7 protein-coding genes are annotated in these 15750 nt (G+C 35.5%); 6 read left to right on the top strand and 1 reads right to left on the bottom strand.

The features are described 5' to 3' along the window. Nucleotides 1-128: 128 nt before the first annotated feature. Nucleotides 129-1991 carry an ABC-F family ATP-binding cassette domain-containing protein gene (locus ACNQF9_RS10505; RefSeq protein ID WP_417990192.1) on the bottom strand — a complete coding sequence of 621 codons (1863 nt, stop codon included), beginning with the start codon at nt 1989-1991 and terminating at the stop codon, nt 129-131. 339 nt (nt 1992-2330) lie between these two features. Between ACNQF9_RS10505 and ACNQF9_RS10500 the strand changes: the two genes are divergently transcribed. The 6 genes from ACNQF9_RS10500 (at nt 2331) to ACNQF9_RS10475 (ending at nt 15749) form a co-directional block, all read left to right on the top strand. Next, nucleotides 2331-6533 (top strand): hybrid sensor histidine kinase/response regulator transcription factor, encoded by a 4203-nt coding sequence (locus ACNQF9_RS10500; protein ID WP_417990191.1) that lies wholly within the window; start codon nt 2331-2333, stop codon nt 6531-6533. Between the two features lie 204 nt (nt 6534-6737). Further along, entirely contained in the window at nt 6738-9800 is a 3063-nt protein-coding gene (locus ACNQF9_RS10495; RefSeq protein ID WP_417959475.1) for a SusC/RagA family TonB-linked outer membrane protein, read from the top strand. A gap of 22 nt (nt 9801-9822) precedes the next feature. Beyond that, complete coding sequence (locus ACNQF9_RS10490) at nt 9823-11304, top strand: RagB/SusD family nutrient uptake outer membrane protein (RefSeq protein WP_417959476.1); 1482 nt, start codon at nt 9823-9825, stop codon at nt 11302-11304. 313 nt (nt 11305-11617) lie between these two features. Beyond that, nucleotides 11618-12676 (top strand): glycoside hydrolase family 130 protein, encoded by a 1059-nt coding sequence (locus ACNQF9_RS10485; RefSeq protein ID WP_417959477.1) that lies wholly within the window; start codon nt 11618-11620, stop codon nt 12674-12676. Beyond that, nucleotides 12676-13965: an MFS transporter gene (locus ACNQF9_RS10480; RefSeq protein ID WP_417959478.1), complete on the top strand. Its 1290-nt coding sequence runs from the start codon at nt 12676-12678 to the stop codon at nt 13963-13965. The genes ACNQF9_RS10485 and ACNQF9_RS10480 overlap by 1 nt, the downstream gene beginning before the upstream one ends. 47 nt (nt 13966-14012) lie before the next feature. Next, a complete protein-coding gene (locus ACNQF9_RS10475; protein ID WP_417990190.1) occupies nt 14013-15749 on the top strand; it encodes a glycoside hydrolase family protein in 1737 nt (578 codons plus the stop codon). Nucleotide 15750 lies beyond the last annotated feature (1 nt).

Here is a 15750-nt window from a genome sequence, read left to right as displayed (position 1 = left end):
ACTAATTTATAGTTTGTTTTTTACGAAAAAACAAACCCACAACAAAATCAAAATTCTGTTGCGGGTGTAACTCTAAATAGCATTAATGTTCGGCACTGCAAACTGCGACTGAACAATGAATACTAATTCTATGCTTCTATCTTAGCACTCAGCTCAAACCAGCGTTCCTCTTTCTCCTCAATTTTATTGATGATGTTTTTCAATTCATTTGCTTTCTTTTCAATGTCAGCTTCTGCAATTTTTCCATCTGAGAACAATTGCTCCATAGTTATTTTCTGAATCTCTAAATCTTTGATTTCTCGTTCCGTTTTCTGAAACTCTTTCTGCTCGTTGAACGTTAGGTTTCCAGTCGGATTGTTTTGTTTCCAGTCTTTTTTATCGGCCTTGTTCTCCTCTTTTTGGGCCACATCGGCACTGTCTTCATAGGCTCTAAAATCAGAATAGTTTCCAGGAAAATCTTCCACAACACCATCACCTCTAAAAATGAATAAGTGATCCACAATTTTATCCATGAAATACCTGTCGTGAGAAACTACAACTAAACATCCGGGATAATCCAAAAGGAAACTTTCCAAGACATTTAGCGTCACAATATCCAAATCATTGGTAGGCTCATCCAGAATCAAGAAGTTTGGATTCTGAATCAAAACTGTACACAAGTACAATCGTTTTAATTCGCCCCCACTCAATCGATCTACAAAATCGTATTGTTTTTTAGCATCAAAAAGGAAACGCTCCAATAATTGTGAAGCCGAAATCAATTTTCCTTTCATCAACGGAATAAATTCTCCGTATTCCTTAATCACATCAATAACGCGCTGTCCCGGTTTTGGATTGATTCCGCTTTGGGTATAATATCCTATTTTTATCGTTTCGCCAACCACCACTTTTCCACCATCAAGCGGCAAAGTTCCGGTTAAAAGATTCAAGAAAGTCGATTTTCCGGTTCCGTTTTTCCCAATAATTCCAATACGTTCGCCACGTTGAAAATCAAAACTGAAATTATTTAAAATCACATGATCCTTGAATTTCTTGGATATTTTGTGAAGTTCGATAATCTTGCTTCCCATGCGCTCCATATTAATTTCCAGCTCTACATTGTTTTCACGACGTCTACTTTGAGCTTTTTCCTTAATGTCATAAAAATCATCCTGACGCGATTTCGATTTTGTCGTTCTCGCTTTTGGTTGACGGCGCATCCATTCCAGTTCTTTTACAAAAAGATTTTGCGCTTTATCCACACTAGAATTCTCAGATGCGATGCGTTCTTCTTTTTTCTCTAAATAATAGGAGTAATTTCCTTTGTATTGGTATAATTTTCCGTTGTCTAATTCGATGATTTCATTACAAACACGTTCCAAAAAGAAACGGTCGTGCGTTACCATAAACAGTGTGATATTTTCTTTGGCAAAATAGCTTTCTAGCCATTCAATCATCTCTAAATCCAAGTGATTCGTAGGTTCATCCAAAATCAATAAATCAGGACGATTGATCAAAATAATAGCCAGTGATAACCTTTTTTTCTGGCCACCCGAAAGATTTTTTACTTTCAGTTTGAAATCTTCCAACTTCAGTTTGAACAAAATTTGCTTGTACTGCGTTTCAAAATCCCAGGCATTGTGCTGATCCATTCCGTCAAAAGCTTTTTGGTACGCTTCCTCATCCTCAGGATTTTCTAATGCTTTTTCATACGCTTCAATCACTTTTAAAGTCTCATTATCCGAAGCGAAAATGCTTTCCTCAATGGTCAATTCGTCTTGCAAATTGTTATTTTGTGAAAGAAAAGCCATTTTTATGCCTTTTCTTAAAACGACTTGTCCCGTATCAGACTCTTCTAAGCCATTAATAATACTCATGATCGTAGTTTTTCCAGAGCCATTTTTGGCTATGAAGGCAATTTTTTGGTCTTTATTAATTCCAAAGGAAATGTTTTCAAAAAGAGTTCTTTCTCCAAAAGATTTCGAGATATTTTCAACTGATAGATAATTCACAAGGCTAAATTTTTTGCAAAAGTAAGCTATTAAATATCGATTTGCCAATTGTTTAGTTGAATCTAAGTTTTCATTAACAATTATTATTTCAGATTGTTCTTTTTTTTGGAGAACTATTCTGGGTTAAATAATAATGAAGACTATTTTTCAATATAATTTAAGCATAACAGACCTCTTGAAAGTTATAGAATTAAGGTAAGAATTTGAACTACAGATTGCAATGTGTAACAACCTCACCTGTTTTTTGATTACTTTTTATATATTTGAAGTTGAATAAACATTTATTTAAAACTATCCATTTTAAAAGTATGTTTATTTATTAAAGTCAAAAAAACCAAATTGAAAATTAAAATTTTATTTATTAGTTTTATTTTTATAGGACTTGCAGCTTGTAATAATAAAGAAAAAACGACTGCTTTAGATAGCGAACTAAATCGAAATCTTAAGGGAAAGGTGATGCCTGAAAGTCATACTTATAGCAACCCCCTTTTAGATACTTTCAAGCCTTTGGATGTAAAATATGCAACCGAACAATTAGATAATACGAAAGGACTTTCCAATAGTTCCGTTAATGCTATTTTTCAGGATTCCGAAAATTTACTTTGGATTGGTACTTGGGATGGTCTAAATCGATATGACGGAAATAACTTTAAGATTTTTAGACCTGAATTAGACAATGAAAATAGCCTGAGTAATCAGGTAATCCTGAAAATAGCAGAAGATAATTTCGGTCAAATTTGGTTATTGACCATACATGGAATTAATCGTTATGATAAAAAAACGGATACGTTTAAACAGTATTATTTTACTAGAAAAAATAAGCCACCCTTATCAGAATCAGAATTTAATATGGCGCTTGATGCTTCAAAGAAAGTATTTTGTGCTGTAAAAGAGTGGGGTATAGGTTACTTTGATGGAACCGAATTTAAGCCGTTAAAGGTTAAAAACTTTTCTACTAAAGCAGTCTTAAGAATGGAATTTTCGCTAACGGGTGAATTACTTGTTTTATTCGAAAATAATGAACTTTATGCTTTGTCTCTTGGAACTGACTACGACAACAAAAAATCAATTTCAAAAGTAGCGTTGATTGCAAAAAATGTTAAAACATTTGGAAAAGTTTCAAATCAGAAAATCTGTCTTGTTACCACAACAGGAAATGCAGTAATATATTCTTTATCAGATAAAAAGAGCATGGCTATTGCTCAAAAAAATATAGAAAATAGTGTTGGTCATATCCCGGAAGGACTTGTGTTTTCGAGTAAATCAGGCTATTTAATCATTGATAGTATAGGAAACTCTATCAACAAATCCTGGTTAAAATCTTTGAAAAGCCAAAAGATAACTGCCTTAATTCAAGGAAGTGAAAACGTACTTTGGACTGGGACAGATGGAGATGGAATCTTTAAAACACATCCACTTAAAAGAGCCTTTAATTTAATTTCTAAAGCACAAATTCCTGAAGTGGACGGTGGTATTGTCAGGGCGTTTCTGGAAGTGGACGGGCATTCTTTCTGGGTTGGGACTAAAGGAAAAGGGCTATTTCGCTTTTCTGCGGATTTTTATATGCATCCTGAAAAACCGTTGCAATATACCCTTTTCAACGAAAGCAACAGCACGATTAATAATGCTGTATTTGCATTATGTAAAGGAAAAGAGGATTTAATTTTTATAGGAACAGATGGAGGTGGCATTACTGTTTTTGACTTAAAAAAATCAAGACTTATCAATTGGTCAGAAATTTCAGGAAACGAAAAATGCAGTTATTTTAAGTCTACCTACACCATTTATCAAGATAAAAAAGGTTTTATCTGGCTTGGAACTAATGGGTATGGAATGATTCGGTGTAAAATTGAACGTTACGGAAATCAATTAAAAGTAACTGACTTCCAGCAATACCGTGCAGGTAATGGAGAGAAAACGTTAAGCAGCAATATTATTTTTTCAATAATACCAAAGAATGAAAATCAGCTTTGGATAGGAACCCGTTTGGGCGGTCTGAGCCTGTTTAATAAAGATTCGGGTCAATTTAGAACTTATAAAAACGTAAAGAATGATTCTAAAAGTCTATCGAATAATGACATCTTATGCCTGCAAATTGATGCCAATAACCGACTTTGGATTGGTACCAGTTTTGGATTAAATTTATTGGAAGATTTAAAAAGTGATGGAAAAGCGATATTTAAAAATTTTACCGTTAAGCAAGGACTTCCTAATAATACCATTCATGGAATTGTTTCGGATAAAAAATCCAATCTTTGGTTAAGCACGAATTTCGGGTTATCTAATTTTATCCTTAATGGAGAAAAATTTATTAATTACACAAAAAACGAAGGCCTTCAAAATAATGAATTTGCGGATGGGGCTTTTTACCAAAATGGGAAATCAGGTTTTATTTTTATGGGAGGAATAAAAGGATTTAATTACTTTTTGCCTCAAAAAATAAAGGAATCAGCTATAATTCCAGCGATTCTTATTAATAAAATTAGCGGACAAAATCAAGCAATTCCCTATTATCAGGGATTAGTGATACCACCAGATGCGACTTCACATCCTTCGATTATATTGAACCACAATCAAAACTTTTTTGACATCGAATTAGCGGCTTTGACCTATGTTAATAGTGAAAAATGCAAATATGCTTATCAATTGATGAATTTTGATACCAATTGGAATTTAATTAGCAACCGAAGAATAATTTCCTTTACCAACGTTCCACAAGGAAATTATTCTTTATGGATAAAATGGACGAACAGCGATGGTGTTTGGAGTAACCCCGTTCACGCTATTGATATCCGCATTAAACCGGTGTTTTGGCAGTCTAATCTGGCTATTATAATTTATAGCGTGTTGTTTGCCCTTTTTATATTGTTTGTGTTGAGTTATTACAATAAACGGCAGTCATTGAGTCAAAATATCCTTTTTCGAAAAAGAGAAGAGCAACTTCATGAAAACCGATTGACCTTTTTTACGAATGTAGCCCATGAGTTTCAAACTCCTTTGACTTTGATTGTTGGACCAGCTCAAAAATTATCTGAAACGGCAAATCTCAGCGATAAAAATCAGAAGTTTATACAAATGATTCAGCGTAATTCATCCAGACTATTGTTTCTAACACAACAATTATTAGAATTCAGGAAAGCAGAATACGATTATTTAGAAGTAACGGTAAAAGAATTTGATCTTGTTAATTTGGTGGAACAAATCGCCGAATTGTTTGACGAATGGGCATTAGAAAAAAATATTGTTTATAATCTTGATATTCCGTCCACCCTCACAGGATGGTTTGATAAGGATAAAATAGAGAAAATAGTATTCAACCTGATGTCTAATGCTTTCAAATATACTCCTGTAAACGGAAAAATTGATCTCAAATTTCAGATTCAGGATTCAAAAACATTAAACATTACCATCATAAACACCGGAAAAGGGATTCCAAAACAAAAATTAGATTCATTATTTGATCGTTTTTTCTTGTCGGATATCCATGCAGGAACTGAAAATGATATGTTTAGAACGGGAATTGGACTGGCGTACATCAAGAAATTGGTGACCGTATTGCGTGGTGAAATTCAGGTTTCCAGTATTGCAAACGAAGAGACTACCTTTACCATTTTAGTCCCTTGCAATAAAGAATCGTTTACTGAAAAGGAACGAGACGTTGAAGTAAGTCCGATTTTGATTTCGCATCATCTAAAAAATATTCTGGAAGAAATTCCGGGCAAGACTGAGGATATTCCCAACAAAATTTCATCACTTAAGGTACTTGAAGACCATCGAAAAAAGGTGCTGATAGTCGAAGATGAGAAAGAAATTCACTTGTTTCTAAATGAATTATTAGGAGAGAAATATAAAATTATTAGCGCCTGTAATGGGATCGAAGCATTAGATATCCTTGAAAATGAAATCCCTGATATTATCATCAGTGATGTCATGATGCCTTTGATGGATGGGGTGGAGCTTTGTAAAAAAGTCAAAACAGATAGTAAAACCTGGCACATTCCTTTTATTATGCTTACCGCAAAAGATTCAGTTATGCATCGCATAGAAGGATTGGAAAGCGGTGCCAATTCCTATATCCCAAAACCTTTTTATCCGGATCATTTATTGATAAGGATTCAAAAATTATTGGAAGAAAAAGAACTCCTGTTAAAGTACTTTACACAAGATACGCCGGTCGAAAACCTATCTGCTCTTCCCATTAATAATGAGGAAAAAGATTTTGTGAAAAGCGTAATAGAACTGATACGCAAAAATATTGATAATGAAAATCTTCAAAGCTTATTTATTGAAAAAGAATTAGGGATCAGTAATTCACAATTGTATCGTAAGATTAAACAGATTTTCGGGTTTACTCCGAGTGATTTAATTCGAACCGTACGGCTAAAACATGCCGGCGAGTTGTTGCGTAAGAATGTATTGACAGTATCGGAAGTTTGCTATCAATCCGGTTTTAACAACCGTTCTTATTTCTACCGCGAGTTTAAAAAAATGTATACGACCACACCAAAAAATTATCAGCTTAAATACAAATCTAAAGGCTAAATTTTTTTAAAAGTCTTGTAATCAGCATCTTTTATGAAGGTGTACACTTTTGAAGAAATAGTGTACATCTTTTTTTGTGCACTCCAATTACTTTTATGAACTGATTTTTAAGGTAAAAAAATCATTAATGTATTTAATTAACTTATTTTTTGTAAATATTAAAAAAATAACTCAATTTATTAATCAATTCAGTACTTTCTAACGATGAGAAAAAAAATTATTTGTAATTTGTTCCTAGTATGGACAATAATATCAGGGAGTGTATTGTGTGCTCAAACCGTTAAGGGTGTAGTTTCGGATAGTAGTGGTCCATTGCCACAAGTAAATATCAATATTAAGGGAACGAATATAAATGCAGTAACTGATTTTGATGGAAATTATACGATTAATAACGTAGATTCTAGTGCGGTTTTAGTATTTAGCTATATCGGATATTTAACCAAAGAAATTCCGGTAATAGGAAATAGCATCGTCAATGCACGATTAACAAGTGATTCACAAAAATTAGACGAAGTAGTTATTGTGGGATATACAAGTCAAAAGAAGGCATCTATTACAGGAGCAGTAAGCTCTGTTAATATGGATGATTTGTCAAAAACCAGAGTGGCAGATGTAGGTCAAGCTTTGCAAGGACAAGTAGCGGGTGTTTTTGTGTCAGCCAATACAGGTGCGCCTGGTGATGGAATCAAAATTCGTATTCGTGGAGAAGGTACGCTAGGAAATAATGACGTATTGTATGTGGTTGATGGCGTTCCTACACGTGATATTTCCTTCCTGAACCAATCGGATGTAAAATCAATGTCCGTATTAAAGGATGCCGCGGCAGGAGCTATTTATGGTTCAAGAGCAGCGGGAGGAGTGGTTTTAATCACGACCAAAAGTGGTGTAACAGGAAAATCAAGTTTTGATGTTGATTATTTCTCCGGAATTCACTTTGCCGCCAATCTTCCTAAAATGTTGAACACAGATCAATATTTAACGGTAAAAGATCAAGCTTGGCATAATACAGCTGGAAATGCAGCATCGGCAATTAGTCCTTATGCAACTGACAGAAACAGAACTGATTTAGCCAATACTAATTGGCAAGATGAATTGTTTACTACAGGAATCTCTAAAAATTTCCAAGTTTCGGCCAGTGGTGGTTCTGAAAAAATGCAATATTTGATTTCAGGAGGTTATTTTGGACAAGATGGTATTATAGTGGAGAATAATGATAAATACCAACGTTTTAATTTTAGAATAAATGTCAACGCAAATCTTTCTGATCGTTTTAAAGTGGGAACCAATTTGCAACTTAGTTATGCTAAACAAGATAAATTGTCTTCCAGTGGCGATGCTCCGGGTATCATTCGTCATGCATTAATTCGTCCTCCAGTTTTGGGAGTTTATAAAAATTCAAGTGATCCAACTTATTCTGCAAGAAATCCATATACTGATTTGCCTTTCTATACAGGGCCTAATGATGGCTGGAGTAAAAATTACGAGTATACATCAAACCCTATTGCAATTGTTCATTTTACAGATGACAAAAGAAATACATTCCAGACCTTTGGAAATTTATATGGCGAATATGCTTTCTTGGGAGATAAATCTTTAAAATTCAGAAGTAATTTAGGGGTTGATATTCAATTTTCACATAACAAGAATTTTGGGGAAAATTTTGGAGATGCGAACATTAGTGATACTTCCAATCCCTTTTATGGTATGGGACGAAATAACAGACCCAACAGTTTGAACGAAAATAGAGGGGATGCTATGACTTTCACTTTCAGTAATACGTTGAATTACATAAAAACGATTAACGAAAAACATGCGGTCAATTTATTGTTAGGAACTGAAAATATTACCAGTAAATCAGCTGCAATAGGGGGCAGTAGAGAAAGGTTTGATAATACTACCGATCCTTTCAGATACCTTGATTATGGGAGTAATACGAACATTTATAGTTCAGGATCTGCCAGTAACTGGGCTTTGTTATCCTTCTTTGCTTCGGGAACTTATGGCTATGCCAATAAATATTTTGTTACCAGTACAATGCGGGCAGATGCTTCTTCTAGATTTGGGTCGAATAATAAATGGGGTTACTTTCCATCTGTTTCAGGTGGTTGGGTAGTTTCTAAAGAAGACTTTATGGAAAAAGCGGATTGGTTATCTAATTTAAAATTGAGAGCAAGTTGGGGGCAAAATGGGAATCAAGAAATACCTAATAATGCGTATCAAACAATTGTTGATGTAACTTCTGACCCGCCAGGTGTAAGAAGATACGGAAATGAAGATATAAAATGGGAAACTACCACGCAAACTAACTTTGGGATAGATTTAGGAATTTTGAAAAATAAAGTATCCTTTACTGCGGATTATTTTACCAAAAAAACTTCAGATATATTATTGACAGTAGGTTTACCGGCAGTAGCTGTAGGAGTTATCGACAGAACTTTTGTAAATGCGGGAGAGGTAAGCAACAAAGGATTTGAATTTGGATTGAATCTTCAAAACAACGATAACGCATTCAAATACAATGTAAATGCGAACATCGCTACTTTGACCAATAGAGTAAATAAACTGCAAACATTTGTAAAGAATATTACTGATGAAGCGACACATACTAAAACAGAAGTAGGACAGCCAATAAGCTCTTATTATGGTTTCCAATTTGATGGGATTTATCAAAATGCTGCTGAAGTGAGCAATACTTTATTTGCAAATGCCAATGGAACACAACCAGGAGATATCAAGTTTAAAGATTTAAACGGTGATGGTCAGATTAACGCTGATGACAGAACTTTTATAGGTAACCCGATTCCAAAAGTAACCTATGGTTTTGCGTTTTCCAGTTCATATAAAAACGTTGATTTCTCTTTTTTATTACAAGGTGTAGAAGGAGTGGATCGCTATAATGATTTGAAACAAATCTTGGATTATGATAGCCGTCCTTTCAATTCAACAACAGCAGTATTGAATAGCTGGCACGGTGAAGGAACAAGCAATACAACTCCCAGACTTACTTTTAACAACAATGGAGGTGGAAATGTATTGAGTGTTTTTGTTGAAGATGCGTCGTATCTAAGATTAAAAAATATTGAAATTGGATACACTTTTAATACTGAAATAGCTGGGGTTAAATACCTGCGCTTGTATGCATCAGGTCAAAATTTATTTACAGTGACTAAATACACGGGCTTAGATCCAGAATCCACGTCATTGATTGACAAAGGAACGTATCCACAATCTCAGTCGTTTATTTTAGGATTAAAAGTGCAACTTTAATAAAATAGTAAAAATATAAATCATGAAAAAAATAGTTATAACTGGACTTATATTAGGCTTGATGTTATTGGTAAGTTGTCAAGACGAACTTACGCAAGACCCAATTGGATTGACAACGCTGGAACAGGCAAATACTACACCGACATTAAATACATTGGAAAAATCGGTGAGTTCATCGTACCAATTGCTTTCAAATAGATTGAATATCCTGGCCCAATGGGATTGGGCCGGAGGACTTGTTTTTCAGAATGATTATATCATGCAAGATATCGCCTCGGATGATATGGAGAAAAAATGGTCTTCTGATGGCGATCAACCATGGATTGACGAAATCAATAATTTCACCTTTACATCTACTAATGGAGGGCCAAACGGGTTATGGAAATATGATTATGAAGGAATTAAAAGAATAAACGCCGCCATCGAATTATTGACAAAAGCGGATATAGAAACAGTTACAGGAATAACTGCTGCCAGAAAAAATCAATTGTTGGGAGAAGCTTATTTCTTAAGATCATACTACTATTTCTCCTTGGTTACTAATTTTGGTGACGTGCCGTTGATTTTATCCCCAGTAAAAACATATCAGGAAGCTTTTGATGTTGCAGTAAGAGCTGATAAAGGATTGGTTTGGGATAAAATAAAATCAGATTTAGTCCTAGCAAAAGCATTGTTGCCAAACTCTAAATATACTTCTACCACAGAAAAATGGCGAGTTTCAAAAGGAGCCGTAATAGCGCTCCAGGCAAAAGCGGCTTTATATACTCAAAAATGGGCAGAAGTAATAACTTTAGTGGATGATTTAGCGACACTTGGATATAGTTTAAATACAAATTATTTCGACAATTTCAGTACAGCTAAAGAATATACGGACAATGAAGTTATTTTTTCTTACGATCATCAATCGAATACCACCCCAAGAAAAGGGAATGGGATTTGTGCTCCTTTGGGATGGGGATTCTTTGCGCCAAGCACTGATTTTTTAAATTCATTTGAACCAAACGATCCAAGAAAATTATACACAGTTGATGCCGCGAATCAAAATGTGAATAAAATTTTAGGAAGTTTAAATGGTGCCAATAAAGGCAATGATGATGCCCCTACAAATAAAGTGTACCTGCGTTATGCTGATGCCCTGCTTTGGAAAGCCGAAGCAATGAATGAAACAGGGAATTATCCCGGAGCGATTGCAATTATCAACCAAATAAGAGCCAGAGCAAGAACTAGCCTGACGGCATTAGGAACAATTCCGCCAGTGGGAACATTACTAAACCGGGCTGCAGCTACAGATAAAGCAACTGTAAAAGGCTGGTTAATTTCAGAAAGAAGAGCAGAACTTGGATTCGAAAATCAAAGAATGTTGGACTTAAAAAGATGGGGAATTGCAAAAGCAGTGATGACCGCTCATGGCAAAAGTTTTCAAGATAAACATATGTTGTATCCAATCCCTCAATCAGAAATTGATGCATCTGCAGGGACTTTGACACAAAATCCAGGGTATTAATGTTTTAATTAAACTGGTTTGGTTTATTTAATATCCCTTGAGAAGTAGCAGTTGCATTTAAAAAATTGCTGCTTCTCTATTTTTATATTTTGAATTGATTTCTGATCCTTAAAAGTAAAATCTGAACCAACATGAATTTCATAAATGGTCTGTTTTTTTTAAATCCAATGAAATCAGTTTCTGATTCTATAGATCTGTAAATAAATAGAATCGTTGTAAGATTTTATGAATAGATTTACTGTTACACTACACGTCTTCGTAAGCTAGAAATAGATTTCGACTAAAAAAACTAAAAAAACTAAAATAGAATAGCATGAAAGATATTGCAAAACGTTTTACACAAAACCCATTATTATCCCCAGCAGATTTACCAGCCAGTAGAGAAGGCTTGCAAATTACCTGTCTTCTTAATCCAGGGGTATTTCAATTTGAAGGGAAAACATGGTTGATTGTTCGTGTTGCCGAAAGACCGGAACAAAAAGAGAATAGTATTTCGTTTCCTATTTTAACGGAAACTGGAGCAATTAAAATTATAGAAATTCCTACAGACGATCCGGAATTAGACGCCAGCGATGCCAGAGTGATCAATTATAAAGGAGTAGATTATTTGACTACTTTATCACATTTGAGATTATTATGCAGTACCGATGGACATCATTTTTATGAGCCAGAGAATTATCCACCTTTAGTTGGTGAGGGATTGCTGGAAACATTTGGTATAGAAGATTGCCGGGTTACTTTGCTCGAAAATAAATATTACCTGACCTATACAGCAGTTTCTGATAATGGAGTAGGAGTAGGTTTACGCACCACAACCGATTGGAAAAATTTTCAATCCCATGGAATGATGTTGCCACCACACAATAAGGATTGCGCCATCTTTGATGAAAAAATAAATGGGATGTTTTATGCTTTACACCGCCCAAGCAGCGTTGATATTGGAGGAAATTATATTTGGATCACTTCCTCTCCGGATGGGCTACATTGGGGAAATCACCATTGTATTATAAAAACAAGGGCTGGACTATGGGATAGCAAAAGAGTGGGTGCCGGAGCTGCTCCCATAAAAACTGAAAAAGGATGGCTAGCTATTTATCATGGAGCCAATGCGGCACATCAATATTGTTTAGGGGCTTTTTTAATGGATTTAGAAGATCCTACAAAAGTAATTGCACGTACTGAAGAACCCATAATGGTTCCTACCGCAACCTATGAGTTGACTGGTTTTTTTGGGAATGTAGTATTTACTAACGGACATGTTGTTCAGCCTGATGGCGATACGGTTACCATCTATTACGGTGCTTCGGATGAGTTTGTTTGTGGCGCGGAGTTTTCTATCAAAGCGATTTATTCACTTTTAAAATTTAACTAATGTTCAAGAAACTACAAACCGAAATTAGCCATTTTAAAAGCCAGACCCACAATTTTCAAATATTAGTACTTACTAATCTGGTCTATGCCATCGTTTTGCCGGTGATCGATATTTTTGTAGCTGCTTATGTGATGCGAAGCTCTAATGACCCGGTAAAAGTGGTGATATATCAGCTTACTATTTATACCGGAATTCCGCTTACTTTTTTATTGAATGGCTATTTGCTGAAACATTTTAATATCAGGAAATTATATTCGGCAGGAATGATGCTTAGCGGCGTTTCCATGATGATTATGATGTCATTAAAGACATTAGATTTAGTGGGAATAGGATTTGCAGGTATTACGATGGGATTGTCTTTTGGCTTTTATTGGTCCAACAGAGATTATTTGGCATTAGCCATTACCAATGATACGAATCGAAATTATTATTATGGTTTGGAAACCTTTTTCTACACGATTATAGCCGTAGTCATTCCGATTACTATCGGTTGGTTTATCGAATCAAGTGGAGACGAAGCACAAATCCACACGGCCTATCTAATTATTACCGGAATCGTATTTTTAGTGACTGTAGCAGCCTCTATTGTTTGTTTTAGGGGGACATTCAAAAACCCGGAACAAAAAAAATACGTGTTTTTTAAATTTCATCAGTTGTGGTATAAGTTGTTGTCATTGTCAGTATTGAAAGGCTTGGTACAGGGTTTTCTGGTAACAGCACCTGCTATGCTAATCATGTTATTGATAGGGAAAGAAGGGGCATTAGGAACTGCTCAATCTATAGGAGCTATAATTGCTGCAGTAATTATGTATGTTTTAGGAAGGATTTCAAAACCTTCGGATCGAATAAAAATTTTTACTGCCGGACTTGTTTTATTTGCCTTAGGAGCAATAGTCAATGGGTTGTTATTCAATCAAACCGGTGTGATTATGTTTATTTTATTGTTGTTGATAGCAAAACCCCTGATGGATTTGGCGTATTTTCCAATTCAATTTAAAGTAATCGATATTGTTTCTAAAATTGAAAAAAGAGGCGAATTTGCTTATATTCTAAATCATGAAGCTGGTTTGTTTGCAGGGAGATTTTTAGGAGCGGGAACGTTTCTCGTTTTGGCCTATGCTATCTCCACTGAAATTGCGTTGCGCTATGCTATTGTTATCGTTGCGATATTGCAGTTGAGTTCTATTTTTGTCGCCAAGAAAATTATAGCAGAAGGGAAATTGCTTTCTCCGGATGAACCAGTAATTGATAGCAAAGTACGGAATGAAGTGGCCGAAAAAATGCTGTAATACCGATCAATTTCTAAAATAGAATTATAATTAAATCAAAATAAGAAATGAATATTATTTTCAAAATTACTTGCGCTGGTTTGTTTCTTATCCTTTTCGGGTTCAATGGAACGGCCCAAGTTAAACAACAAAGGATAGCACGTGTGGACCAAATGCCAAACTTGCCCAAACCATTTCAAATCATCGATTATAAAAAAATGGCGGTGCGTTTTGATAGTACCGTATATGATTTTAATGCCAAAGGTAAATTTTGGCCGATGGTATGGATAGACAGTACCAAAAAGAATTTTCCTCAAAACGTTGTTGGTATCTATACCGCAGTGGCTGATGTGAGGCAAGGAACCAATAATAAAGGGATGTTTCATGAAGCACTCGCTACAATGGGAGCCACATTAGGTGCCAGTTTAGTGGGGATAGACAAAAGCAAACAACCAAATTTAAATTATGTTGGTATGCTAAAAAATTATTTCAATAGTGAAACAGGTTGGGACATTATGATGAACAATACGGCTCCGGAAGTGGCTTTATTGGGTGGTGGTTATGGACGGGATTGGTGGTATGATGTATATCCGAATCTCTTGTTTTATGCCGTTTATGACAAATACCCTAATGAACCTGGTTTTGATGTAATCGCTAAAAGTATAGCCGAAAAATTCTTCAAGGCCGATTCTATTTTGAATGGGAATTATGATTATTCCTATTTTGACTATGGCAAAATGAAACCGATGAAAAACAACATCTGTGCGCAACCTGATGCCGCAGCAGGTCATGCGTGGGTTTTGTATGCCGCGTATAAAAAATTTGGAGATCCAAGGTATTTAAAAGGAGCCAAAAGTGCATTGGCTGCACTACAATCGCAACCTATAAATCCAACGTATGAATTGCTAATGCCTTTTGGGGCTTATTTAGCGGCAAGAATAAACGCAGAAGAAGGAGCAGCGCAATACGACACGAATAAAATGTTGGGCTGGACCTTCGATGGAACCGCAATTTGTAGGGAAGGCTGGGGTGTTTTGGTGGGCAACTGGAACGGAATTGACATTTCAGGAACCGTTGGTAGTACCGTGGATCATGGTGGTTATGGCTTTTTGATGAATACCTATGATATGGCTTGGCCAATGGTTCCAATGGTTCGCTACAATCAATCGTATGCTACGGCAATTGGGAAATGGATGTTGAACGCCGCTAATGCTTCGCGTTTCTTTTATCCGCAGTACATGCCGGATGAGCACGAAACGATTCCGCATCTAGCTGAGGTTAGCAAAGGAGTAATCGGGTATGAAGGGATGATTCGTCAGTCCAGTTATAAAGCCTATGAAAACTTAAAAGGACCCGTGGCACAGGGTGACGGACCGCTTTGGGTACCGGGTCAAAATCCCGAAGAATCACAATTCAGTGTTTATGGCAGCGGACACGTGGGGATCTTCGGAAGCATTATCCGTCCAACGAATGTGACTGGAATTCTACAATTGAATCTACTGGCTACTGATTTTTATAGTGATAAAGCCTATCCTTCTTTTTTATATTATAACCCTTATACTACGAATAAAAAAGTTTCAGTAGCTACAGAGCAAGGAAAAAAAGTCGATTTGTACAATACTGTTTCGGGGCGTTTTGTTGCGCGTAACGTTTCTTCTTCGGTTAAAATAAAGATTGCTCCAGAAAGTGCTGCGGTACTTATTTCTGTTCCTTCTGGCGGCAAAGTAACGTATGAAGGTTCTAAAATGTTAGTAGACGGTGTTGTGGTAGATTATAATTTTCAACAGAAAAAACAAACTTTTTGAT

It is taken from the genome of Flavobacterium amylolyticum (assembly GCF_048284335.1).
In the GTDB taxonomy this organism is placed as follows: Bacteria; Bacteroidota; Bacteroidia; order Flavobacteriales; family Flavobacteriaceae; genus Flavobacterium.
The sequence above is the reverse complement of the archived record's forward strand: the minus strand, read 5'-3'. Positions and strand labels throughout refer to the sequence as shown.

Excerpts from the sequence above, each read along its gene's own strand:
- ACNQF9_RS10475 (WP_417990190.1), top strand. The coding sequence starts at position 14,013 with ATGAATATTATTTTCAAAATTACTTGCGCTGGTTTGTTTCTTATCCTT.
- ACNQF9_RS10490 (WP_417959476.1), top strand. The coding sequence starts at position 9,823 with ATGAAAAAAATAGTTATAACTGGACTTATATTAGGCTTGATGTTATTG.
- ACNQF9_RS10485 (WP_417959477.1), top strand. The coding sequence starts at position 11,618 with ATGAAAGATATTGCAAAACGTTTTACACAAAACCCATTATTATCCCCA.
- ACNQF9_RS10495 (WP_417959475.1), top strand. The coding sequence starts at position 6,738 with ATGAGAAAAAAAATTATTTGTAATTTGTTCCTAGTATGGACAATAATA.
- ACNQF9_RS10480 (WP_417959478.1), top strand. The coding sequence starts at position 12,676 with ATGTTCAAGAAACTACAAACCGAAATTAGCCATTTTAAAAGCCAGACC.